We start from the raw sequence: 22,641 nt of genomic DNA on the forward strand, positions 1-22,641 counted from the left end.
CGGGCCCCCAAGGTCGGGTCGCGCTAACGGGTGGACAACCGGATCTCGGCGAGGCGGAACTCCATGCCGGGAACCGTCAGCGGATGGGCCACGAACCGGGCCGCGACCCGGTTGCTCACCACCCGGAAGACCTCGTTGACCGTCCGGTCGGCGAGGCCGGCCGCGGTCCAGCGCAGGCGCTGGTCCTCGGTGAAGTACGTCAGCAGCTCCGGCGCGACGTCACGCAGCCCCTGCTGGGCGACGATGCACGGGTCGACCACCCGGCACCGGATGCCGAGGCGCAGGTGCAGGTCGCGGTCGGCCCGGGGCGAGGCGATCGGCAGGTCGAACAGCATGCTGCGCGGCCGCATGTCGACCACGCAGACCGCGCGGGCGGCGACGACGACGTGGTCGGTGGGCCGCGGATTGCGGCCGCCCGGCAGCTGTTGGTAACGCCCGTCCACCAGGAACACGAGCACTGCGCCGTCGCCGGGCGCCGGGATGTCGCCGAGATGGCGGCGGCGCATGCCGAACGCCGACACGCCGGGTGGATCGAGCGGTCGCACGTCGATGACGGGGAACGGTCTGCGCACCCGACGACCTCTCGCGACCGGCTACTGGACGTGTCGAGGTTACGGCGGAGCGCAATGGCGGCGAATCGGTCTTCCGGATCGCCGGAATCCGATGTTGTACGCCCAGAAGCGCCGACCCGACGATGCCATTCCGGGTCCGGACGCAGCACGAAGGCCGCCCCGGACAGTGGGGCGGCCTTCGCGTTGATCGGCGGGTTTCAGTAGGCCCGGCGGCCCGCCTTCAGCAGAGCCGCGCCGGTGAGGGCCAGGGCCAGGCCGGTCAGCAGCAGCAGGCCGAACGGCGGGCCGGTCACCGGGAGGGTGCCGCCGCCGCCCGTGGTCACCGGACTCGTGACCACGGGAGCGGTCGCGACGGTGACCGTCAGGGCCATCGAGCGCGGGCTGCCGTCCGGGGCCGCACCCTGCGCGACCACCGTGTGCTGGGCCGCCGCCAGCTGCTGGGGCAGCGTGATCGGCGTCTGGAAGGCGCCCGTCGCGTCCGTGGTGACCCGGCCGAGCTCGATGGGGGTCGAGTAGATGGTCACCAGGACGGTGGAGTGCGGCGCGAAGCCGGTGCCGACGAAGACGATCCGCTGGCCGGGCTCGGCGGTGGCGATGTTGCCGTCGGTCGTGGTCAGCGTGAGGTTCGTCGACGGCGGGGTGTCCGGCGCGGTCGGGGCCGCCGGGGTGACCGCGGTCGACGGCTCGCTCGGGGCCGAGTCGCCGGCCTCAGAGTGGGCGACGACGGTGTACGTGTAGGTCGTCCCCGCGACCGCTCCCAGCACGCACGTCTTGGCGCCGGTCGTGGTGCACGTCTGCGGGCCCGGGCTCGCGGTGACCGTGTACCCGGTCACGTCGGCACCCGTCGCCGGCGCGTCCCAGTTCACGGTGACCGACGAGGCACTCGCGGTCGCGGTGACGTTGCGCGGCCGGCTCGGCGGCGACGGAGACGGATTCGAGTCGTTCACCGTCACGCTCGTCGTGCCCGAGGAGACGGCGAAGTCGGCGGCGCCGTTGTACGCGGCGTTGATCGTGCCCGTCGCCAGCGACGTGCTCGTCGTGCACGCCTCGCCGGCGCTCAGCGGCACCGTGTCGGTGAGGCCGGCGCCGGTGAAGGTGACCGTGCCCGTCGGCGTACCGCTCGCCGGCGCCTCGACGGCGACGGTCGCACAGACCTGGACCGACTGGCCGGCCGTCGACGGGTCGGGGGTCGCCGACACCGTCGTCGTGGTGGTGGCCGGGTCGACCGTCGCCGGGAAGGTGTCCGTCGAGCCGCTGAAGTCGGCGTCGCCGTCGTAGGTCGCGGTGATGGTGCCGCCGGTGAGGGCGGTCGTGGTGGTGCAGCCCTTGCCGGCGCCGTTCAGCGTGACCGTCTGGTTGAACCCGCCCGCGGCGGTGAAGGTCAGGGTGCCGGTGGGGACCCCGGTGCCCGGCGGCAGCGCCTGCACGGTCGCGCAGACATCGACCGACTGGCCGGCCACCGACGGGTCGGGCGTCGCGGTGACCGCGGTGGTGGTGTCGGCCTGGTCGCGGGTCACCGTCGTGGTGCCGGAGGAGCCGGCGAAGTCGCCGTCGCCGTCGTAGGTCGCCTCGACCGTACCGGTGGTCAGGTCGGAGTCCGTGACGCAGGCCTCGCCGGCGCTGAGGGTCGCGGACTGGCTCCCGCCCGGGTACGTGAAGGTCACCGTGCCGGTCGGCCCGGTGTCCTCGGGCAGCTGGTCCGCGGTGACCGTGGCACACAGCTGCACCGACTGGCCGCTGACGGACGGGTCGGGCGTCGCGGTGACCACGGTGGTGGTGCTCGCCGGCTCGATCGTCACCGCCGCGGTCCCGGATTCGGGATCGTAGGCGGCGTCGCCGCTGTACGCCGCCGTGACCGTGCCGCTCTCCAGGTCGGTGCTGGTGATGCAGGCCTCGCCGGACTGGTTCAGCGCGACGGTGCCGGAGGCGCCGGCGCCGCTGAAGGTCACCGTGCCCGTGGCCTCGGTCAGACTCACCTCCGCGCACACCTTCACGGCCTGGCCGCGGACCGAGGGGTTGGGCGTGACGTTGACGACCACGGCCCCTGGCTGCGCGAGGGCAGGAGTGGCACCGGCGGTCAGGGCCGCGACGCTGACGATGGCCGCGAGCGCGGCTCCTATGCTGACCCTGCCCATGCACTCCCCCGCGATTAGTAGTCGATCGGTCACGCTAAGCGACTTTGACGCCACGTGTGGGGGGATTACGCATCACACCAGCCGAATGATCTGATCTTTATTTCGAGCGCGCTTTTCGGCGCACGGTCACCGAGAAATCTGACCCGACCTGGCCTACCGTGTGCTAGTGACGGCGTCGGTGCGAGGGGTGCGGGACGAGGACCTCGCCGTGCCGCTGGCCGCCGCGATCGACGGGGATGCCGAGGCGTTCGCGGTGCTGTGGCGGTCGCTGCATCCACTCGTGCTGCGCTACCTGCGCGTCGTGTGCGGCGACGCGGCCGAGGACGTCGCCTCCGAGACCTGGTTGCAGGTCTCTCGGGATTTGGGGCGATTTGACGGTACGGCCACCGCTTTTCGCATTTGGTTGTTCCGCATCGCAAGGCATCGCGGCATCGACGAGAACCGCAAGGCGTGGCGCCGGCACGAGGAACCGCACGAGGCCGTGGACCAGCTGCGCGTCATGGTGGCGACCCGCGACGCGGCGACCGAGGTCCTCGAACTGGACGACACGGAGCGCGCCCTGCGGCTCATCGCGGGCCTGCCGCGGGATCAGGCCGAGGCCGTGATGCTGCGGGTGGTGGCCGGGCTGGACGTCGCCGGAACCGCGCGGGTGCTGGGGAAACGCCCCGGCGCGGTGCGGATCGCGGCGATGCGAGGGCTGCGGAAGCTGGCCGCGCATCCCGAGGTCCAGGCCGGGCGCCCCGTCGGTTATGTCAACGGCGGCCGCGGTGGCTCGAACGAGTTGCCGAGCCAGCGCGAACGTGCTCATTCCGCCGACGAGAGGCGGGCGGGATGAGGCGAAGGCACGAGCGCCCCGAGGACCGGCTGGACGACCTGCTGTCCGCGGCGGCCGCGCCGGGCCGCCGGCATGAGCTGCGCGGCGAGGAGGAGGCGGTCGCGGGGTTCCGCCAGGAGTACCGGCCGCGCAACGCCCCCGCGCGCCGCCCCCGTCGCAAGCGCCGCCTGCTCGCGGTCATGGCTGCGGCGGTGGTGGCGGTCGGCGTGGGCGGCACGGCGTTCGCGGCGAGCACGGGCCGCCTCCCGGCGCCGGTCCAGACCTGGTTCGACAGCCACACGTCGTCCGACTCCTCCCCGACGTCGAACATGTCGGCGCCACAACTTCCGCGCGTGTCGCCGTCGCCGTCGCTCTCGCCGTCGCCCTCGCTGCGCCCGAGCAGGACGCCGGTGGAGTCCTGCCGCACCTGGAACTCCCGCGACAACAAACCGGTCACCGAGGAGCTGCGCAGGGAACTGTCCCGGCTGGCCGGCGACGAGGCGTCGATCGACTCCTACTGCCATCGCGTGCTCGGCACCGCATCCACCTCATCCTCGACACCCCCGCCCCGCCCGTCGACCAGCACGGGCGCCCCACCGATCGGCGCCCGAACCGGCGGAAATCAGGGCGAAAACGACAATTCGGGCGGCGATAGCGACGGCGGCTGAGGCCTGTTTCGCGGAGCGAGGCTGAGTCCAGGTTGCGCGGCGCAGGTCCGCGCGGGTCTGCGTCATCGTCCCGCGCAGCCGAGGCCCCGCTACCGGCTATGACCCTGCTTTCGCGGCGTCCGCGCGGCGCTCGGATCGCGCGCTCGTGGCGGGGTCGAGCCATGTGCCCGAACGCCGTTGGCGGCGGTGCGGCACGGGGCGCGCGGCTGGGGTGTAACGCAGCGCGGGGCGGCGACGCTGTTTTCTCTCGTGCTCACCGCAGGCGTCGATCTCGCTCCCACCGACGAGCGGACCGCCCTCGCGACCATCGCGTGGTCGCGAGGCCGGGCCATGCTGCGCGAGTTGGCCGTGGGCGTGCCCGACGCGCGGATCGTGGCGACCGTTCGCGGGGCCGTCAAATCCGGCCTGAACTGCGCACTCGGCTGGCCGGAACCGTTCGCCGCGCTCGTGAACGCGCACCGCGTCGGGCACACCGCCTCGCTGCCCAGCAAGGAGAACGGCGCGAACTGGCGGCGGGCGATGATGTACCGCGCGACCGACGAGGTCGTCCGCGCCAACGTCCCCGGCGTCGTGCCGGCCAGCGTTGCCGCGGACCGCCAGGGCCACGCCGCCGTGCGGTGCGCCGCCCTGCAGGCCATGCTCGCCCGCTCCGGCCAGGACGTCGACCGCAGCGGCACCGGCCTGATCGTCGAGACCCACCCGGCGGCGTCGCTCTACCGCTGGGGCGTCACCCGCCGCCACAAGGGCCGCCACGAGGGCCTGGCCGCCGCCCTGCTCGAGGCCACGCCGTGGCTCGACCTCGGCTCGTTCGGCCCGCTGGTGAGCACCAACCGCGACGCGTTCGACGCCGTGGTCGCCGCCCTGACCGCGCGCGCCGCGGCGCTGGGCCTCACGATCCGCCCGGACGGCAACCAGCTCGCCCTGGCGAAGATCGAGGGCTGGACCGCCATCCCGTCGGCCGGACTCGAGCACCTGCCGTAGCCACGAAGAGCACCTGCCGCAGCCACGAAGGGCGCCCTCCGTGCCACGAAGTGCAGAAGAGCATCTGCCGTAGTCGCCAAGAGCACCTGCCATAGCCACGAAGAGAACGCCGAGGCGCGCGATAGATCAAAGGAAACGCGCGCATGCCTGGGCGGTGCCGGCTCCCATCTTTCAAACCTAAGCATAATTACTGAGAGAAATTCACATCCGCCGCGAGCACGCTGAGCGAAACACCGTCACGCTCAGTTGCTAGATCGACTCGTCCAAGTGGGCGTTCCAGACCGCGTTGGCCTCCTCGTGGGAGTCGACGCCGTTGAAGAACGCGTCCGCCAGATTCCCGGCCTCCGACTCCGATACCCCCTCGATCTCCAGGAACTTGGGGCGATACACCGCGAACGGCTCCGGACGGTACGGCACGGCGATCACCAGCTTCTTCCGAACCGGGCCGTACTCGACCGCCTCGGCGATCAAGGCGTCCACCTTGCCCGCCTCGAGGTGGATGTACGCGTCGAGCACGAGAACCGCCCGCGCCCAGCCCTCCATGTTGGACTCCAGCGCCTCCCGGCCCTTGCGCGCGCCCTCGGCGAGGTCGTCCGCGACGAAGCGGGTGAGGCCGCGCTGGCCGCTGGCCTCCTCGTACCCGAGGATCGGGGTCAGCGGGCCGCCCTCGGACACGCTCCACACCCCGTGCGCGGCGAAGAATCCGGCAAGTCTCGCGAAGCCGTACATGAACTCCAGCATCGCACGCGAGCCCCGGCCCGCGCCGACCCGAAGCCGCAGAACAGGGGCCGGTTGCCAGAGATCCTTAGACTCTCCTCGGCGGGGTCGTAGCGCAGAGGTAGACGCATCGGAATCCGGATCCGAAGAACGCCGGTTCGACTCCGGTCGACCCCGCCCTCGAAGAATGTCGACCCGCCCTCAAAAGACCCGCCCTCAAAGACCCGACCTCAAAGACCCGACCTCAAAAAATCGCCCTCGAAGAATGGAGGATGGATGCGACCGCTGCATCCGTCCGCGGTGCCGGCGACGATGATCGAGCGCGCGACCGAGCGCCGCGAGGCGGGTGACTGGCAGGGCGCGTGCGCGGCGGCGGGTGTGCTGCTCGGCTTCGAGCTCCGCTCGGTCGAGCGCGAGCTCGGGCCCGAGGCCGTCGACAAGGCCGAGGACGACCTGCGCCATCTGGCGCCGGACCTGCTGCGCTGGCACATCCCCCGCGATCACGCCGGCCTCCCCCGCACCGACGCCTTCTACCCGCTCACGCTCCTGCCCGACGACCACGCGGTGTTCGCGCAGGCCGACGCGCGCACGCAGCGGATTCAGCTGTGCTTCGGGCGCATGATCGAGCAGCCGGGCCGGCGGGACGACACGTTCGTGCTCCTGCGGGATCGGTGGGATTCCCGGTGTACCGCCGAAAAACTGACGAGATCCGGCGGAGTCACCCGGCTGCCGTTCTTCGCCGCGACCGGGGAACGGCTGCCGGAGGACGCGCTCGGCGACGACTCCCCCGAAGGGCGGGTCGAGCGCGCGCTGCGGGCCCGGACGCAGGCGGCCGCGTGGGCGATCGCCGGGTACGACCTGCGCGTCCTGCTCTTCGATCGCCGCTTCGGCCGCGAGCGCGTCGACCCCGCCGCGTTCGCGATCGACCCCCGCCGGCGCAACCACGCGCGCGGGGTCGCGGTCGAGCACTCGCTGGCCCCGCTGCGCCCGGTGCAGGCCACGCTGGCCGACGCCGCGCGGCGCACCCTCGAATACGTGGCCGAGCTGCGCTACAGCGCGCCGCATCGCAATCCGCGCGTCATCCCGCCCCCGCCGCACCCGATGACCGAGGTCGACGACCACCGGGGCCTGGTGCGGCTCGACGTGCGGGGCCGCACCGTCGTGCTCGACGGCACCCGCGCGCGGCTGCTGACCCGCGCGCCCTATCACGAGGCCGACGGGTCCCGCTTCGACGCCGAGCTCGACGAGTTCGGCACGCTGCTCGAGCGCATCCCGGTCGTGCCGCCGGTGCTGGTCCGCCGCCCGGAGGAGTTCGACGCGTTGCTCAACGGGCCGGTGCACCTGCACCCGCTGGCGCATCGGGCACTGTTTCCAGAAGCCCCGGCAGCGGTACCGCCAGAGCCCACCCGCCTCCCCACCGCCATCCGCGTGCGTTGCGACCACGCGACCCACGAGGTCGTCATGCGCGACGGCGCGACCGTCATCCCGCACACCCCCGTCGAGATCGACCGCGAGCTGGCCCTGGCCGCGCTCGGCGGCGAGCTGCAGGGCTGCGTGGCCGCGCGCGAGGGCTGGCGCGACCCCGAGCACCGCCCGCCGCGGCGGGTGCTGCGGCTGCAGGTCGAGCTCATGCACGTCATCCAGCACGGCGACACCGCCGCCGTGCTCGACGCGCTGGAGCGCGGCCTCGACCCGCACGTGCGCTTCCGAGCGCACGGCGAGACCCTCCTGCACCTGCTCCCGCTGCTGCCGGGCGGCGACCCGCTGCTGCCCCGCCTGCTCGCGGCCGGCCTGGACCCGAACGCCCGCGACTCCCGCGGCCGCACCCCGCTGCACGAGGCCGTGGCCCGGGGCTCGACGGCCCTGGTGCGCCGCCTGCTGAAGGCGGGCGCCGACCCGACGGCCCGCGCGAACCCCGGCGGCTACACGGACATGGCGGGCTTCACGGGCCGCCCCGACCTGGACTTCCTGCGCGCCATGATCCGATGAGGACTCCCACCGCCCCGGCCTGGCCTTCGCGCACGCATCGACCGTCTAAACTCCGCTCGGGCAGGGCCGTAGCGCAGAGGTCGACGCACCGCCTTCGCATGGCGGGGAACGCCGGTTCGATTCCGGCCGGCTCTGCCCCTCGTGCCGTCCCGGACAGCCGAGCGGTTCTGCATGTTCGGCCGCCCGGCCCACCGCCGCACCTGATCCATTCCGGCTGCCGGTTCGCGACGATCGGGGTGTGATCGTTCGCCGCTGGATCGTCGCCGTCCTCGCCGTTGCCGCGCTCGCCGCCTGTGACCCGAACACGCCGGCCAAGCCGAACAACCTCGTGGGCGTCGCGCCCTCGGCCGAGGCGAGCCCCAGCGAGTCGCCGAGCCCGTCACCATCGGCGTCACCGACGCCGTCCGCGGAGATCCCGACCACGGCCGCGGCCGTGCCGACACCGCCGCCGCCGACGCCCGCGGCCACGACGAAGAAGCCCGCCCCGGCGAAGACGACGACGAAGCCGCCCGCGCCGAAGACCACTCCGCCGGCGGGCAACCCGGTCGGCAACGTCCACCCGGGCGCGTTCTGCTCGCCGGAGGGCGCGATCGGCTACACCTCCGCGGGCACGAGGATGCGTTGCACGCTGAAGGCGGGCGAGAAGCAGCCGCGGTGGCGTGCTGCCTAAAACCGCGACGTGCGAGCTACGATGTGCCGCCATGACGGCGGACGGGGCGACCGGCGGGGCTGAGGCGTTCGAGCGGTTTGCGCGGCACATGTACGAGCAGGCCCCCGAGGGCTGGCACACGGCGGTGCTCTCAGCCGACCTCGTGCGCAACGGGCACGGCGGCGAGGGGGTGCGCTACCTCCGCGAGGACGGCAGCGGCATCTTCCATCCGTCGATGGACTACCGCTCGGTCGGGCCGGCCCTCACCGAGCTCTTCCGCGAGCTCGCCGCCGGTGAGCGGTTCCGCAACGTGATGGTGCACCTCACGCTCGACGCCGCCGGCCGGTTCGATGCGGTCGCCCGGTTCAACCTGCGCGGCTCCGACGTCGGGAACACCTACACGGCGGTACTGCGCGACGGCCTGCCCCCGGAGGCGCTCGACCCGGAGCCGGTCGTGGCGGATTCCTCGTACGCCGGCGATCCCGAGCGGGCCGTGGCCCTTCTGCGCGCGCTGGAGCCGGCCGGCCTGCGCGCACCGGCGGGCGAGGCGGCCATCGCCGCGGCCGAGGCGGCGCTCGGCTTCCCGCTGCCGCCGGACCTGCGCGCGCTGTACGCCATCGCGGACGGCGGCGGCGAGATCATGGACGGCTGGCAGTGGTACTCGCTGGCCGAGCTCGGCAGTGCCGATCTCACCTCGGCGCCGCGGCCGGGCGGCTGGACCGAACGCTGGGAACGGGTCGTGCTCGACGCCGAGCCGTTCGACACGGTACGCCGGGCCACCGGCCGCCCGGGTTGGATCCCGATCGCCGAAGACTACGACGGCAACTTCATCGCCATCGACCTGGCGCCGGCCCGGCTGGGCCGCCCCGGCCAGGTGATCCGGGTCGGCAACGCCCACGACCACGGCCCGGCCTACGTGGCCGACTCGGTCACGTCACTGCTCGCCGCCGCGGCCGCCGAGGACGACGGCGAAGGCGTAGGCGAAGGCGAAGAAGGGCCGGAGCTGGTGGTGGGCTCGCTGCGCCTGCGGCCCGGCCAGCAGGAGCTGCGGCTGTATGAGGCCGGCGTGGACACCGAGCCGGTCGCCGCGCTGCGCCGCCTGCGTCGGCTGTGGTGCAGCGGCCCGCTCGACCTCGGCCCGGTGCGGGACCTGCCCGTCGAGAACCTGCGGGTCAACGGGGGCAGCTCGCTGGCGCCGCTGGCCGGGCACCCGACCCTGCGGTCGCTGGCCGTGTCGCGCGGTGCCGTCCCGGTCACGCTGGCGCCGCTGCGCGACGTGCCGAACCTGCACGGGCTCGCCCTGGCCGACGCCGCGGCGGTCGCCGACCTGGAGACCGTCGCCGAGCTGTCCGGCCTGTGGTACCTGGAGCTGTCGTTCGAACAGTGGCAGAGGATCCGCCCGGCGCTGGACCGGCTCGACGGCCTGCGGGCGGTGACGCTCGCCGGCCGGCCGAGCCCGCGGCAGGCGATTGCGTGGCGGTCGTTCTTCGATGCCGGCCCGCACATCACGGCCCGGCTGACCCGCGCCGCGAACGGCCTGGTCAGCTAGCGCACTGCCTGAACCGCCTCCCACGTTCGGGTGAATCGGCTCGACACGGGTAAATGGGGCGATCCGCCGGAGTAGGGTGCCGCGGCGCTACGCTCGCGGCCGTGGCTAGGGGAGCTGTCCGCAACTTCGAGACGGCGCTCGGCGCGATCGGTGTGCTGGCGCTCATCATCACCGCGATCATCGTGACCGGCTGGAACCCGCTGCCCAAGGTCACCGACTGGTGGGACAAGGTCGCCGACAACACCGGCAAGCTGTCGACCCCGGATACGACGTGGACCGAGCGCGTGGGCGGGCAGCCCTCGTCGGCCGTGATCGCCGGTACGGCCGCCATCGTCAGCATGCGGGGCACCGTCGAGGGGCGGTCGCTGAGCTCGGGCCAGGTGTTGTGGACCAAGGAGGCCGACTGGGCCGGGGTCGCGGGCGACGGCTCGAACACGGTCGCGATCGTCGGGCGGCGCGGTGTCGGGCTCGAGGCGCTGGACCCGGCGAGCGGGTCGGCGAAGTGGAAGGACGGCGACGCGGTCGGGGCGTGGACGTATCGCGACTCGGTGCTGACGCTGTCGTGCGGGGGGCTCAGCGACTGCACGCTCACGGCGCGGGCGCCGCGCGACGGGGCGCAGATCTGGAAGCTCACGCTGCCGGGGATCGGGCGGGTGCTCAACGGCATCAACAGCGATCTGCTCGGGACCGAGGTCAAGGCCGACGCGTACCGCGACGCCATCGACGCCATGCCGCGGGCGATCCCGGCGATGCTCGGGTTCCCGATCGAGCAGAAGGTCAAGGTCGTCGACACCGGGCGCGGCAAGCTGCTGCCCGAGGCGAGCCCGTCGAAGACGGCGCGGGTCGTCGTCGCGGGCGGGCGGGTGCTGGTGTCGACGGCGGCGCCGAAGGACGGCAACTGCCGGTACACCCTCGAAGCCCGCGACGCGAGCACCGGCAAGACCGTGTGGAAGAAGGACGGCTACGACCTGCACACCGCCTCCGGCGCCGGGTGTGAGCAGCGCCGGGACCCGGCCGGGGCCGACTCCGTGCTCATCGCGACCCGCGGCGACAACCGCGAGGTGTTCCTCTCCCCGCGCGACGGGCGCGAGATGTGGGCCGGCGCCGAGGGGGACGAGATCGTGGCGGCCGACAGCCAGTACGGGCTGGTGCGCTCCAACGGCGGCAAGACGCTCTCGGTCGTCGGCTTCGACAAGGGCGGACGGCTCTGGCAGCACGAGGTCCCGGCGAAGGCGGACATCGCGGTGTCGCGCTATGCGGTGCTCGTGCGCGACTCCGCCGGCGGGCGGCTGCTCGCCTACGCGCCGGACAGCGGGCGCACCCTCGTGGACGCGAAGACCACCGCGGACGTGATCGGCATCAGCGACCGGGGCATGATGATCGGCCGCGGCCGGACGATCGGCTATCTCCCGTTCAGTTAGCGGATTCGGTACCGGCGGTCAGCGATGCTCCATGACCAGCGCGAACGAGGTGTGCGGGGCCAGCGCCTCGTATCCGTGCGCGACGTCGCCGGCGAAGGAGGCGTAGTCGTGGACGTCGAGGTCGACCGGTGAGTCCTCGGGCCCGACCCGCAGCCGCCCGCTGATCATCACCACGTGCTCGACGGTGCCGGCCAGGTGCGCGTCGGCCTTGCGGGCGCCGACGGGCTCGACGCGCATCAGGTAGATGTCCCGGCGCACTCCCGGCGGTGAGGTCGCCAGGAGGGTACCGATGAAATCCGCCTGTCCGGACTTCACCGTCGGGCCCTCTCCGGCCCGGATCACGCGGGGCGCGGTCGGCGGCGGCTCGACCAGGCGGCTGAACGGCACGTTGAGCGCGACGGCGAGGGCCCAGAGCGTCTCGATGTTCGGGTTGCCGGCCCCGGACTCGAGCTGGCTGAGCGTCGACTTCGCGATGCCCGCGCGCTTGGCGACCTCGCTCAGGGACAGCTTCTCCCGCTCCCGCTCGCGGCGCAGGGCGGCGGCGATGAGGTCGATCGGGGGCTTGGTGGGGTCCAAGGTACATCCGTTCGGTACAGCGAACGACTTATTCGGCTTGACGAACACTCGGGGCTGGGTCCAGCATACCGAACTATGCGTTCGATTCTCCGAACAGATCCCATCGCCCGGGACGTCGCGGCGCTGTGCGCGGCGGGTGTGGTCGTCGGGCTGTCGTTCGGCGCGATCGCCTCGGCCGCCGGGGTGCCGTTGTCGCAGATCATCGCCATGAACGCGTTCGTGTACGCGGGCGGCGCCCAGTTCCTCGCCGTCGGCATGGCCGGCGCCGGGGCCACCGCGGCCGCGATCGTGCTCGCCGGGCTGCTGCTCAACGTCCGGCACCTGCCGTTCGGCCTGGCGATCGGCAACGAGGTGCTCGGCGCGCGCCGCGGCGCGCGGCTGCTCGGCAGCCACCTCATGACCGACGAGTCGGTCGCCTTCGCGCTGGCCCAGTCCGACCCGGCCCGCCGCCGTCGCGCGTACTGGCTGACCGGGATCTGCCTGTTCCTGACCTGGAACGTCGCCGCGGCCGCGGGGGCGATCGTGGGGTCCGCGCTCGGCGACACGGAGACGTTCGGCATCGACGCGGCGTTCCCGGCCGCGTTGCTGGCGCTCACGCTGCCGTCGCTGAAGGACCGGCCGTCGCTGCGCGTCGCGATCGGCGGGGCCGTGCTCGCCCTGGTCGCGACCCCGTTCCTGCCCGCGGGGCTGCCCGTCCTGGCCGCGCTGCTCGCCCTCGTCCTCGGAAGGGAGCGACCGTCATGAGCTGGATCGCGATCATCGTGCTCGCCGCCGGGACCTACGCGTTCCGCTTCGCCGGCCCCGTGCTGCGCGACCGGATCACGGTGTCCGACGAGCTGAAGCGGTACCTCTCGCTCGCGGCCGTCGCCCTGCTGGCCGCGCTCATCGCCACCGCCGCGCTGGTGGAGGGCGGCAAGTTCGTCGGCATCGCGCGCCCGGCCGGGGTGCTGGTCGGGGCCGTGCTCGCGTGGCGCAAGGCGCCGTTCGTGGTCGTTGTGGTGGCCGCAGCACTGACGGCCGCCCTGCTCAGGGTCGCCGGAGTCGAGTAATACAGTCGAGGGCATGCCCGACTTCGCGTTCTCCCCGCTGCTGCCGCTCGGACCCGACACCACCGAATACCGCCTGGTCACCAGCGACGGGATCGGCCGCGACGGACGGTTCCTGACCGTCGAGCCGGAGGCGCTGACCCGCCTCACGGACGAGGCCATGCACGACATCGCGCACTTCCTGCGCCCGGCCCACCTGACCCAGCTGCGCTCGATCATCGACGACCCGCTGGCCTCGCCGAACGACCGGTTCGTGGCCCTCGACCTGCTGCGCAACGCCAACATCGCCGCGGGCGGGGTGCTGCCGATGTGCCAGGACACCGGCACGGCGATCGTCATGGGCAAGCGCGGCCGGTTCGTGCTCACCGACGGCAACGACGAGGAGGCGATCGCCCGCGGCGTGTTCGACGCCTACACGCGCCTCAACCTGCGCTACTCGCAGCTTGCCCCGCTGACCATGTGGGACGAGAAGAACACGGGCTCCAACCTGCCGGCGCAGATCGAGTTGTACGCCGAGGGCGACGACGCGTACAAGTTCCTCTTCATGGCCAAGGGCGGCGGCTCGGCCAACAAGAGCTACCTGTACCAGGAGACCAAGGCCCTGCTCAACCCGACCCGCATGATGCAGTTCCTCGAGGAGAAGCTGCGCCTCATCGGCACCGCCGCCTGCCCGCCCTACCACCTGGCGATCGTGATCGGCGGCACGTCGGCCGAGCACGCGCTGAAGACGGCGAAGCTGGCCTCGGCGAAGTACCTCGACACCCTGCCCCTGGAGGGCTCGTCCGTCGGCCACGGCTTCCGGGACGTGGCGCTGGAGGCCGAGGTCCTCCAGCTCACGCGCGAGTTCGGCATCGGGGCGCAGTTCGGCGGGCGGTACTTCTGCCACGACGTCCGCGTCGTGCGCCTCCCGCGCCACGGCGCCTCCTGCCCGGTCGCGATCGCGGTCTCCTGCTCCGCCGACCGCCAGGCCGTCGCGAAGATCAACGAGCAGGGTGTGTGGCTCGAGCAGCTCGAGCGCGACCCGGCCCGCTTCCTGCCCGACGTCACCGACGAGCACCTCGACGACGACGTCGTGGCCGTGGACCTCAACCGCCCGATGGCCGAGATCCGCGCCCAGCTCTCGCAGCTGCCGGTGAAGACGCGCCTGTCGCTGACCGGCCCGCTGGTCGTGGCCCGGGACATCGCCCACGCGAAGATCGCCGAGCGCCTCGACGCGGGCGAGCCGATGCCGCAGTACATGCGCGACCACGCCGTCTACTACGCCGGCCCGGCGAAGACCCCCGAGGGCTACGCGTCGGGCTCGTTCGGCCCGACGACCGCGGGGCGCATGGACTCGTACGTCGAGAAGTTCCAGGCCGCCGGCGGCTCGATGGTCATGCTGGCCAAGGGCAACCGCTCGAAGCAGGTGACGAACGCCTGTCACCAGTACGGCGGCTTCTACCTGGGCTCGATCGGCGGCCCGGCCGCGCGGCTGGCGCAGGACTGCATCAAGCACGTCGAGGTGCTGGAGTATCCGGAGCTCGGCATGGAGGCGGTCTGGAAGATCGACGTGGTCGACTTCCCGGCCTTCATCGTGGTCGACGACAAGGGCAACGACTTCTTCGCCGAGGTCACCAAGCCGGTCCTGACGGTCGGGCGCCGCTAGCGACGCCGCCGGCCCCCTCGGCTCGATGAGCGCGAGGGGGCCTGGACCACGTGCTAGGCGTCGGCGGCCGCGGCGACGAGGGGCAGGACGCGGTACGGGATCTGCGCCGCCAGGGCGATGATCGTCGAGGAGCGGACGATCCCCTCGAAGCTCATCACCCGGTCGATCACCCGCTGCAGGTCGGCGTTCGAGCGGGCCACGATCCGGCACAGCAGGTCGCCCGAGCCGGTGATCGTGTGGACCTCCAGCACCTCCGGGATGTCGCGCAGGTGGGCCGAGACCGGGTCGTGGCCGAAGCGCTGGCGGATCTCCAGGGTCACGAACGCGGTCACCGCGTAGCCGAGCGCGGCCGGGTCGACGTCCGGGCCGTGGCCGCGGATCACGCCGCGGGCGGCCAGGCGGTCCAGGCGGGCCTGCACGGTGCCGCGCGCGACCCCGAGGCGGCGGGAGCACTCCAGGACGCCGATGCGCGGCTCGGCGTACAGCAGGCTGATCAAGCGTGCATCGAGAACATCGATTTCACCGGACAATTTGCTCACCCGTACCCGCGAAACAGCCAGCTAATTGTGCAACTTGACCAAGCAGAATAGCGTTCCTTGCCCAGCCCGGGAATGCCGGGCGACGCTTGTCCCATGACCCGCGCCATCGAAGACCTGAACGAGCTCATCGGGGCCGTCGAGCACGACGTATCCCACGACCCCTTCCCGCTCACCGGGCTCGATCACGTCCGGTTCTACGTCGGCAACGCGAAACAGTCGGCGCACTACTACTCGACCGCGTTCGGCATGACGCTGCTGGCGTACCGCGGGCCGGAGCAGGGCTACCGCGACCACGCCGAATACGTGCTCAAGTCCGGCTCCGCGATCTTCGTCCTCGCCGGCGGGGTGCACCGCGAGGCCGAGGCCACCCAGCACTACGAGCGCCACGGCGACGGCATCGCCGACATCGCGCTCGAGGTGCCCGACGTCGACACCGCGTTCGCGTTCGCCGTGCGCCAGGGCGCCCAGCCGCTCGAGCAGCCGCACGACGAGGAGGACGAGCACGGCGTCATCCGGCGGGCGGCGATCGCGACGTACGGCGAAACCCGCCACACCCTCATCGACCGTTCGCGTTACTCGGGCCCGTTCCTGCCCGGGTTCGTCGCGCGCAAGCCGATCGTCGCGCCGCCGGCCAGGCGCTACTTCCAGGCCGTCGACCACGTGGTCGGCAACGTGGAGCTCGGCCGGATGGACGAGTGGGTCGAGTTCTACCGCCGGGTCATGGGCTTCACGAACATGGCCGAGTTCGTCGGCGACGACATCGCCACCGAGTACTCGGCGCTCATGAGCAAGGTCGTCGCGAGCGGCACGCGCAAGGTCAAGTTCCCGCTGAACGAGCCGGCGGTGTCGCGCAAGAAGTCGCAGATCGACGAGTACCTCGAGTTCTACGGCGGCCCCGGGGCGCAGCACATCGCGCTGGCGACCAACGACATCCTGCGTACCGTCGACGAGATGACGGCCGCCGGCGTCGAGTTCCTCGTGACCCCCGACTCGTACTACGACGATCCCGAACTGCGCGAGCGCATCGGCCAGGTGCGGGCGCCGATCGAGGAGCTGAAGTCGCGCGGCATCCTGGTCGACCGCGACGAGGACGGATACCTCCTGCAGATCTTCACCAAGCCGGTCCAGGACCGCCCGACGGTCTTCTTCGAGCTGATCGAGCGGCACGGGTCGCTCGGCTTCGGCAAGGGCAACTTCAAGGCGCTCTTCGAAGCGATCGAGCGCGAGCAGGAACTTCGCGGAAACCTGTAACACTGTTCGGGTGACGTATCCGGGTCAGCCGCAACCGGGTGGTGTCCCGAACTACGGGCCGCCATCCGGCAATCCGCAGGGTTATCAACAAGGTTATCCACAGGGTGGACCGCCGCCTGCGGGTTATCCACAGGTCAGTGGCGCTCCCGCGAGTTATCCACAACCCGGTTATCCACAGCCTGGCGGTTATCCACAGGGCGCCTATGCGGTACCGCCACCCGTGCCCCGGGCCCCGAACGGCATGCCGCTGGCGAACTTCGGCGACCGGCTCGTCGCCGTGCTCATCGACGGCGCCGTGCTGGTCGGCGTCGCGCTGGTGCTGGCCATCCCGATGTTCATCGCGATCTTCGCGGTGATCGCCGGCGCGACGGCGGCCGCCTCGTCCACCGAGACCCCGAACGCCGGCCTGCTGTTCGGGCTGCCGCTGCTCATCGAGCTGCTCTACCTGGTTCTGGTCCTCGCGGCCGGGTACGTCTACCACGTCGAGATGTTCCGCCGCACCGGCGTCACGTGGGGCAAGCGGGCGATGAAGCTGCAGCTGATCCGGGCCGACGACCCCTCCGCGCCCATCGGCCGCGGCGTGCTCGCCCGGCGCTGGGCCACGCAGAGCCTGGTCGGCGCCGTCGTGCCGTTCTTCTCGTGGATCGACGGGCTTTGGCAGCTCTGGGACAAGCCGTACCAGCAGTGCCTGCACGACAAGGCGGCGGGGACAATCGTGGTGAAGGTCGGATGAGCGGCACGGAGGCTTTGTGACAGCGCCTGGGTGGTACAAGGACCCTGCGGACCCGGATGTCCAGCGGTACTGGGACGGAGAGGGCTGGATCGGGGAGCCCGTTCCGGCCTCGGAACCGGCCCCGGCGGCCCCGCCCGTGATCGCCGAGAAACCGGTGACCCCGGCGGCGCCGCAGGTGCCGGTCGTCACGACGCCCGGTGCGCCGCTGCCGCAGGGCGCCGTCGTGCTGCCGCCCGGCACGCCGATCCCGCCGGGCGGGTTCCCCCCGGGGCAGCTGCCGCCGGGCGCGATCGTGCTGCCCCCGGGCACGCCGCTGCCGGCCGGGCTCCTGCCGCAGGGCCAGCTGCCGGCGGGCGCGGTGCAGGTGCTGCTGCCGCCGCAGGCCGGGTTCGCGATGCCGGCGCAGGTCCGCCCGCACGGCTACGCACTCGCCCCGCTCGGCAAGCGGTTCGTCGCCCGCCTGGTCGACATCCTCGCGGTCGCCGCGATCATCGCCGCGGCCACGGGTTTCCTGGTCTACCAGTGGATCCAGGAGGTCGGCCCGGTCATGGCGGAGATCTACCGCCGCCAGTCCCGCGGCGAGTCGATCGGCGACCTGACGACCTCCGACCGCGCGCAATACCTGCAGATCGTCATCCTGCTGCTCATCGCCGCGATCTGGTTCGCCTACGAGGTCCCGGCGCACGCGGGCAGCGGGCAGACCCTCGGCAAGCGGCTCATGAAGATCAAGGTTGTGGGGCTGGAGGCCGATCAGCCACTCGGCTTCGGCCGCGCCATCCGCCGCTGGAACCCGATGGGCCTCGGCGTGCTGCTGTGGACGTGCGGGGTCGGCTTCGTGCTGCAGTTCGTCGACGCCATCTCGCCGGTGGTCGACTGGCCGCTGCACCGCGCGCTGCACGACCGCGCGGCCCGCACCGTCGTGGTGATGGCCGAGCGGCACCCCGACCACGCCCTCACCCCCGAGTCCATCCCCGGAGACGAACGATGAGCCTCACCCGCCCGGATCTCGACGCCCTGCCCGCCTACGTCCCGGGCCGCAGCGTGCCCGGCGCCATCAAGCTGGCCAGCAACGAGGTGCCCTACGGCCCCCTGCCCGGCGTGGTGGAGGCGGTGACCGAGGCCGTCGCCGGCGTGCACCGCTACCCCGACATGGGCGTGACCGAGCTGCGCGGGCGCCTGGCCGAGCGGCTGGGCGTCGACACCGAACGGATCGCGACCGGCTGCGGCTCCGTGGCGCTGTTCGAGCACCTGTTCCGCGTCGCCTGCCTGCCCGGCGACGAGGTGGTCTACCCGTGGCGTTCCTTCGAGGCGTACCCGATCATCGGCGCCACCACCGCCGCGAAGAGCGTGCGCGTGCCCAACACCGCGGACCACGGTCACGATCTGGACGCGATGGCCGAGGCGATCACCGAGCGCACGCGCATCGTGATCGTGTGCAACCCGAACAACCCGACGGGCACCGCGGTCCGCAAGGCCGAGCTGGACGCCTTCATCGACCGGGTGCCGGCCAACGTGATCGTGGCGCTGGACGAGGCCTACCGCGAGTTCGTGACCGACCCCTCGGTGCCGGACGGGCTGGTGGAGTACGGTGACCGCCCCAACGTGGTGGTCCTGCGCACCCTGTCGAAGGCGTGGGGGCTGGCCGGCCTGCGCATCGGCTACCTGATCGGCTCGCCCGAGGTGGCGGCGGCGGTGCGCAAGGTCGTCACGCCGTTCTCGACCTCGCTGGCGGCCCAGGCCGCGGCCCTCGCCGCGCTCAACCAGGAGCCGGAGATGCGCCGCCGGGTCGAGCTCGTCGTGGCCGAGCGCGCGCGGGTCGTCGAGGCGGTGCGCAAGGTCCACCCCGACGTGCCCGAGACCCAGGCGAACTTCTTCTGGCTGCCGCTGGGCGAGCAGTCGGCCGCGTTCGCGGCGCAGTGCGAGCGCGCGGGCGTGATCGTGCGCGCCTTCCAGGGCGACGGCGTGCGGGTCACCATCGGCACGCCCGAGGAGAACGACGCCTTCCTCGGCGCCCTCTGACGTCGTGACTCCTGGTCGGGGCGGGCTCAGCCCATCCCGACCAGGACCACGGTGTCCTGGCTGAAGTAGTACTTGTCGTCGATCTCGGATTCCTTGGTGGTCTGCAGGCGCTCGATCACCAGGTATCCCGCGTGCAGGTAGTACATGCTGTAGACGAACCGGTCCGCGGGCCGGATGCGCAGCTCGGTGCTCGACGTCACCGCGCCGGTCTCCAGGTTCAGGACCAGCAGCTGGTACTCGTTGTTGATCACGTAGAAGTTGCGCTGGTCGCCGCCGATGAGCCGGCCGGCGACCTCCGACATCCACAGGCGCTGGCCCGTCGAGCGGGAGAACGCCCAGATGTACCCGCCGGTCATCTGCTGGGCGATGACGTCCCCGACCGCGATCACCGTGTCCTTGTCCGCGACCGGCTCCGCTTTCACGGTGCGGTCGGCGGCGAGCGACCAGTACGAGGCCGTGATCGTGCCCAGTCCGGCGGCGGCGTCGGTGTACGTCACGACGCCCTCCCCTGTCGGGGCGGCCTTGAACATCGTGCAGCCGGACCGCCCCAGCTCGCACGAGGCCGGATCGACGAACCAGTTGGAGACGCCGTCGGTGCCGATCGAGGCCCCCGGCGGCCGCCAGGTGCTCAGCAGCGTGCCGCTGGCCGCGTCGTAGATCTCCAGCGTGGCGGGCTTCGCGCAGGTGTTCTTCACCATGTACGTGTCCGGGCCCGTCCAGTCGTTGGTGCGGCACCCGGGCTCGGCCGTGAACGAGCGCGTCCACTTGATCGTCCCGTTGACCGGATCGATCCCCTCGACGACGTCCTTGCCGGTCGCGATCACGACGGGCTGGCGGTCGAGCACGGACGCGCTGACGAACAGATCCTCGGGCGACCACATGGTCTTCGCCCCGGTCCGGCGCCCCTTGAACGACTCGCCGTCGGCGGGGTCGATCTTGGCCTGCCAGACGATGTCGCCCTTCTCGGCGTCGAGCGCGACGATGTCCCCGTCCGACCACTTCGTGACCACGACGGACATGCCGACCCCGCTGGCGGGCTTCTCCACCTCGACGATCGACACCACCTCGGCCGGCCACCGCCGGTACGACCAGTGCGGCGTGTTCAACCGCTGCGACGTCACCGGCGTGTCGGCGAAGACCCGCCTTTGCTCCGTGTAGACCCGCAGCCGCCCCTCGACGATCAGCGGCGCCGAGGGCAGCTCCGAGTACTGGATCGCCTTGATCGGCTCGGCCGACGGCACCGGCTTGTCCGCGCGGCTCACGGTCTCGGCCGGCTTGAGCGTGCGGTAGGCGGTGATGCCCATCGCGAAGAGCACCACGAGAACGAGCAGCCCGGTCAGCACGAACCGCACCGGCCGCGACCAGCTACGCGGCGAAACCAGCCGACGCAGCCCCGCTGCACTCGTCCCCATAACCACCTCCGCCGCGCACGATACCTGCCGAGCACCGAACAACGCGCACGGCGACCGTCGATCCGCAGAAGACTCACACCGCGTTCCCACCGCCCCGTGACATTCCCGCACGCCACTCGACCCGCGGCTCGTCAAGCGCGGCGACGCCGGCGCACGGCACCCGATCACCCGTTCGTGGCAACGCTCCCGATGCGCGCGGCGGCCTGACCGCTTGCTTGCCACGGCACCGCTTGCTTGCCACGGCCTCAACTCGCCGCGACTCGCCACTGCGCCGGGTCGCTGCTTGCCACGACCGCGACTCGGCACCACCACTGCCACGATCGCGACTCGGCACCGCCACTGCCACGACTCCCCACGGCCGCGGTCGCGACTCGCCGCGGCTGGGGTCGCGACTCGCCGCGGGTGCCGTCGCGACTCGCCACAGCTGCGGTCGCGACTCGCTGCGGCCGCGGTCCGGCGAGACCGTGGTCACGCGTGCGAGGTTGGCTCGGCGCAGGGGTGCGCACCGAAGCGGTCGCGGCCGGCGATCGCTGCGGCCCGCCTCCCGGCGAAGAGCGTGACGCATCACCGCGCGGTAAGGCCAACGGCCACGCGCGTGGTCAAGCCGCGGCCGAACTCCAGGTCACTCGGGCTTGGTGATCGTCCCGGTCACCTCCCCGAACCCGATCCGCGACCCGCCCGGCCCCGGCGCCGTAGCGGTGATCGTCACCGTGTCGCCGTCGAGCAGGAACGACCGCGCGGTGCCGTCGGCCAGCTGCACCGGCCGCGCCCCGTTCCACGTGCGCTCGATGAACGAGCCGGTCTGCTCGGCCTCGGCCCCGCTCACCGTCCCCGAGGCATACAGATCCCCGGTCCGCGCCCAGGCCCCGTTGACGGTCAGATGCGCCAGCTGCTGCGCCGGCGTCCAATACATCCCGCCGAACGGCGGCCGGGAGACCAGCGTGCCGTTCCAGAAAACCTCCATGCCGATGTCGTACCCGTAGTGCTCCCCCGCCCGCAGATACGGCAGCACGGGCGGCTCTTGGACCGGTCCCGGCACCCGAGCCGCGTCGAGCGCGTCGAGCGGCACCACCCACGGCGAGATCGACGTCCGGAAGGACTTGCCCAAAAACGGCCCCAGCGGCTGGTACTCCCAGGCCTGCAGATCCCGCGCCGACCAGTCGTTCACGAGCACAGCCCCGAACACGTGCGAGCGGAAGTCGTCGATCGCGACCGCCCCCTCGGACGGCACCCCGACCACGAACCCGACCTCGGCCTCGATGTCCAGCCGCAGCGAGGGCCCGAACCCCGGCCCGTCCTCGTCGGGCGACTTGCGCTGCCCGAACGGCCGCGGCACGTCGGTGCCAGAGACGACCACGGTCCCGGCCCGCCCGTGGTACCCGACCGGCAGATGCTTCCAGTTCGGCAGCAGCGGCTCCCCACCGGGCCGGAACAGCTTCCCGAGGTTGGTCGCGTGCTCCTCGGACGAGTAGAAATCGACGTAGTCGGCGACCTCGAACGGCAGCTTGAGCCGCACATCGGCCACGGACAACAGCAGCGGCTCGATCGACTCCTGATACCGCCCGGCGCTCAGCAGCTCGCTCAGCCGCTCCCGCACCCGGGACCAGACCGGCCGCCCGGCCGCCATGAACCGATTGAGCGTCCCCTGCCCGAGAAACGCCCCACCGGCGTCGATCAGCCCCCGCCCCTCGGCCGCGGCCAGGTTCAGAATCCGATCCCCGATGCGCACCCCGGTCCAGCGAAACCGATCCTGCCCGAACGCGCAGTACGGCAGGTTGCCCACCCCGAACGCATCATCCTCGGCGAGCTCCAGCCAAGCGGCACCACTCATCGCGCACCTCCAACAACCGGAACCCGCTCCCGCGAGACGACCCCGACTCCAGCACCGAACCCGAGCGAAAGCTCATCCGGCAACCCCGCCGCCG

General features: G+C 72.1%; 21 protein-coding genes and 2 tRNA genes. 16 read left to right on the forward strand and 7 right to left on the reverse strand.

Features of this window, described 5'->3' with window-relative positions; all coding sequences use genetic code 11:
* Positions 1–23: 23 nt before the first annotated feature.
* Positions 24–572, reverse strand: a complete 549-nt coding sequence (locus ABT369_RS03740) for a hypothetical protein (RefSeq protein WP_350610137.1) — start codon at positions 570–572, stop codon at positions 24–26.
* Between the two features lie 197 nt (positions 573–769).
* Positions 770–2,707: an Ig-like domain repeat protein gene (locus ABT369_RS03745; RefSeq protein WP_350610138.1), complete on the reverse strand. Its 1,938-nt coding sequence runs from the start codon at positions 2,705–2,707 to the stop codon at positions 770–772.
* 166 nt (positions 2,708–2,873) lie between these two features.
* On the opposite strand from ABT369_RS03745, the gene ABT369_RS03750 reads away from it, so the two are divergent.
* The 3 genes from ABT369_RS03750 (at position 2,874) to ABT369_RS03760 (ending at position 5,170) form a co-directional block, all read left to right on the forward strand.
* Positions 2,874–3,542: an RNA polymerase sigma factor gene (locus tag ABT369_RS03750; RefSeq protein WP_350610139.1), complete on the forward strand. Its 669-nt coding sequence runs from the start codon at positions 2,874–2,876 to the stop codon at positions 3,540–3,542.
* A complete protein-coding gene (locus tag ABT369_RS03755; RefSeq protein ID WP_350610140.1) occupies positions 3,539–4,189 on the forward strand; it encodes a hypothetical protein in 651 nt (216 codons plus the stop codon). Before ABT369_RS03750 ends, ABT369_RS03755 begins: the two co-directional genes overlap by 4 nt.
* A 249-nt stretch (positions 4,190–4,438) precedes the next feature.
* Positions 4,439–5,170 carry a DUF429 domain-containing protein gene (locus tag ABT369_RS03760; protein WP_350610141.1) on the forward strand — a complete coding sequence of 244 codons (732 nt, stop codon included), beginning with the start codon at positions 4,439–4,441 and terminating at the stop codon, positions 5,168–5,170.
* Positions 5,171–5,419: 249 nt separating this feature from the next.
* Here ABT369_RS03760 and ABT369_RS03765 read toward each other — a convergent pair whose 3' ends face one another.
* Positions 5,420–5,911 carry a hypothetical protein gene (locus tag ABT369_RS03765; protein WP_350610142.1) on the reverse strand — a complete coding sequence of 164 codons (492 nt, stop codon included), beginning with the start codon at positions 5,909–5,911 and terminating at the stop codon, positions 5,420–5,422.
* An 80-nt stretch (positions 5,912–5,991) separates the two neighbouring features.
* Between ABT369_RS03765 and ABT369_RS03770 the strand changes: the two genes are divergently transcribed.
* The 6 genes from ABT369_RS03770 to ABT369_RS03795 all read left to right on the forward strand — a co-directional run bounded on the left by ABT369_RS03770 (position 5,992) and on the right by ABT369_RS03795 (position 11,495).
* A tRNA-Arg gene (locus tag ABT369_RS03770) sits at positions 5,992–6,064 on the forward strand.
* 99 nt (positions 6,065–6,163) lie between these two features.
* A complete protein-coding gene (locus ABT369_RS03775; RefSeq protein ID WP_350610143.1) occupies positions 6,164–7,876 on the forward strand; it encodes an ankyrin repeat domain-containing protein in 1,713 nt (570 codons plus the stop codon).
* Positions 7,877–7,938: 62 nt separating this feature from the next.
* Positions 7,939–8,011: transfer RNA gene (locus ABT369_RS03780), tRNA-Ala, on the forward strand.
* A 103-nt stretch (positions 8,012–8,114) separates the two neighbouring features.
* Positions 8,115–8,546: a hypothetical protein gene (locus tag ABT369_RS03785; RefSeq protein ID WP_350610144.1), complete on the forward strand. Its 432-nt coding sequence runs from the start codon at positions 8,115–8,117 to the stop codon at positions 8,544–8,546.
* Between the two features lie 31 nt (positions 8,547–8,577).
* Positions 8,578–10,074 (forward strand): SMI1/KNR4 family protein, encoded by a 1,497-nt coding sequence (locus tag ABT369_RS03790; RefSeq protein WP_350610145.1) that lies wholly within the window; start codon positions 8,578–8,580, stop codon positions 10,072–10,074.
* A gap of 101 nt (positions 10,075–10,175) precedes the next feature.
* Positions 10,176–11,495: an outer membrane protein assembly factor BamB family protein gene (locus ABT369_RS03795; RefSeq protein ID WP_350610146.1), complete on the forward strand. Its 1,320-nt coding sequence runs from the start codon at positions 10,176–10,178 to the stop codon at positions 11,493–11,495.
* Positions 11,496–11,513: 18 nt separating this feature from the next.
* Here the strand turns inward: ABT369_RS03795 and ABT369_RS03800 are convergent, their stop codons facing one another.
* Positions 11,514–12,071 carry a helix-turn-helix domain-containing protein gene (locus ABT369_RS03800; RefSeq protein ID WP_350610147.1) on the reverse strand — a complete coding sequence of 186 codons (558 nt, stop codon included), beginning with the start codon at positions 12,069–12,071 and terminating at the stop codon, positions 11,514–11,516.
* A 75-nt stretch (positions 12,072–12,146) separates the two neighbouring features.
* On the opposite strand from ABT369_RS03800, the gene ABT369_RS03805 reads away from it, so the two are divergent.
* Genes ABT369_RS03805 through ABT369_RS03815 form a run of 3 tightly spaced genes read left to right on the forward strand, consistent with a single transcriptional unit; the run spans position 12,147 to position 14,762 of the window.
* Positions 12,147–12,815: an AzlC family ABC transporter permease gene (locus ABT369_RS03805; RefSeq protein WP_350610148.1), complete on the forward strand. Its 669-nt coding sequence runs from the start codon at positions 12,147–12,149 to the stop codon at positions 12,813–12,815.
* The gene (locus ABT369_RS03810; protein ID WP_350610149.1) at positions 12,812–13,120 is read left to right on the forward strand and encodes an AzlD domain-containing protein; all 309 of its coding nucleotides are present in this window, start codon (positions 12,812–12,814) and stop codon (positions 13,118–13,120) included. The genes ABT369_RS03805 and ABT369_RS03810 overlap by 4 nt, the downstream gene beginning before the upstream one ends.
* A 13-nt stretch (positions 13,121–13,133) precedes the next feature.
* Entirely contained in the window at positions 13,134–14,762 is a 1,629-nt protein-coding gene (locus tag ABT369_RS03815; protein WP_350610150.1) for a fumarate hydratase, read from the forward strand.
* A 53-nt stretch (positions 14,763–14,815) separates the two neighbouring features.
* Here ABT369_RS03815 and ABT369_RS03820 read toward each other — a convergent pair whose 3' ends face one another.
* Complete coding sequence (locus tag ABT369_RS03820; RefSeq protein ID WP_350610151.1) at positions 14,816–15,301, reverse strand: Lrp/AsnC family transcriptional regulator; 486 nt, start codon at positions 15,299–15,301, stop codon at positions 14,816–14,818.
* A 93-nt stretch (positions 15,302–15,394) separates the two neighbouring features.
* On the opposite strand from ABT369_RS03820, the gene hppD reads away from it, so the two are divergent.
* The 4 genes from hppD (at position 15,395) to hisC (ending at position 19,304) form a co-directional block, all read left to right on the forward strand.
* On the forward strand, positions 15,395–16,552 hold the full coding sequence (gene hppD, locus ABT369_RS03825; protein ID WP_350610152.1) for a 4-hydroxyphenylpyruvate dioxygenase: 1,158 nt from the start codon (positions 15,395–15,397) through the stop codon (positions 16,550–16,552).
* A gap of 220 nt (positions 16,553–16,772) precedes the next feature.
* The gene (locus ABT369_RS03830) at positions 16,773–17,285 is read left to right on the forward strand and encodes an RDD family protein (protein WP_350610153.1); all 513 of its coding nucleotides are present in this window, start codon (positions 16,773–16,775) and stop codon (positions 17,283–17,285) included.
* A gap of 16 nt (positions 17,286–17,301) precedes the next feature.
* Positions 17,302–18,273, forward strand: a complete 972-nt coding sequence (locus ABT369_RS03835) for an RDD family protein (protein WP_350610154.1) — start codon at positions 17,302–17,304, stop codon at positions 18,271–18,273.
* Positions 18,270–19,304: a histidinol-phosphate transaminase gene (gene hisC, locus ABT369_RS03840; RefSeq protein ID WP_350610155.1), complete on the forward strand. Its 1,035-nt coding sequence runs from the start codon at positions 18,270–18,272 to the stop codon at positions 19,302–19,304. The genes ABT369_RS03835 and hisC overlap by 4 nt, the downstream gene beginning before the upstream one ends.
* 26 nt (positions 19,305–19,330) lie before the next feature.
* On the opposite strand, the gene ABT369_RS03845 is transcribed toward hisC, so the two are convergent.
* Together ABT369_RS03845 and fahA are read right to left on the reverse strand one after the other, a co-directional pair.
* On the reverse strand, positions 19,331–20,656 hold the full coding sequence (locus ABT369_RS03845) for an outer membrane protein assembly factor BamB family protein (protein ID WP_350610156.1): 1,326 nt from the start codon (positions 20,654–20,656) through the stop codon (positions 19,331–19,333).
* A gap of 682 nt (positions 20,657–21,338) precedes the next feature.
* On the reverse strand, positions 21,339–22,547 hold the full coding sequence (fahA, locus tag ABT369_RS03850; protein ID WP_350610157.1) for a fumarylacetoacetase: 1,209 nt from the start codon (positions 22,545–22,547) through the stop codon (positions 21,339–21,341).
* Between the last annotated feature and the right edge of the window lie 94 nt (positions 22,548–22,641).

The organism is Dactylosporangium sp. NPDC000244 (assembly GCF_040300725.1).
GTDB lineage: Bacteria > Actinomycetota > Actinomycetes > Mycobacteriales > Micromonosporaceae > Dactylosporangium.

Excerpts from the sequence above, each read along its gene's own strand:
- ABT369_RS03765 (WP_350610142.1), bottom strand. The coding sequence starts at position 5,911 with ATGCTGGAGTTCATGTACGGCTTCGCGAGACTTGCCGGATTCTTCGCC.
- ABT369_RS03805 (WP_350610148.1), top strand. The coding sequence starts at position 12,147 with ATGCGTTCGATTCTCCGAACAGATCCCATCGCCCGGGACGTCGCGGCG.
- ABT369_RS03810 (WP_350610149.1), top strand. The coding sequence starts at position 12,812 with ATGAGCTGGATCGCGATCATCGTGCTCGCCGCCGGGACCTACGCGTTC.
- ABT369_RS03775 (WP_350610143.1), top strand. The coding sequence starts at position 6,164 with ATGCGACCGCTGCATCCGTCCGCGGTGCCGGCGACGATGATCGAGCGC.
- ABT369_RS03790 (WP_350610145.1), top strand. The coding sequence starts at position 8,578 with ATGACGGCGGACGGGGCGACCGGCGGGGCTGAGGCGTTCGAGCGGTTT.
- ABT369_RS03815 (WP_350610150.1), top strand. The coding sequence starts at position 13,134 with ATGCCCGACTTCGCGTTCTCCCCGCTGCTGCCGCTCGGACCCGACACC.
- fahA (WP_350610157.1), bottom strand. The coding sequence starts at position 22,547 with ATGAGTGGTGCCGCTTGGCTGGAGCTCGCCGAGGATGATGCGTTCGGG.
- ABT369_RS03755 (WP_350610140.1), top strand. The coding sequence starts at position 3,539 with ATGAGGCGAAGGCACGAGCGCCCCGAGGACCGGCTGGACGACCTGCTG.
- hppD (WP_350610152.1), top strand. The coding sequence starts at position 15,395 with ATGACCCGCGCCATCGAAGACCTGAACGAGCTCATCGGGGCCGTCGAG.
- hisC (WP_350610155.1), top strand. The coding sequence starts at position 18,270 with ATGAGCCTCACCCGCCCGGATCTCGACGCCCTGCCCGCCTACGTCCCG.
- ABT369_RS03745 (WP_350610138.1), bottom strand. The coding sequence starts at position 2,707 with ATGGGCAGGGTCAGCATAGGAGCCGCGCTCGCGGCCATCGTCAGCGTC.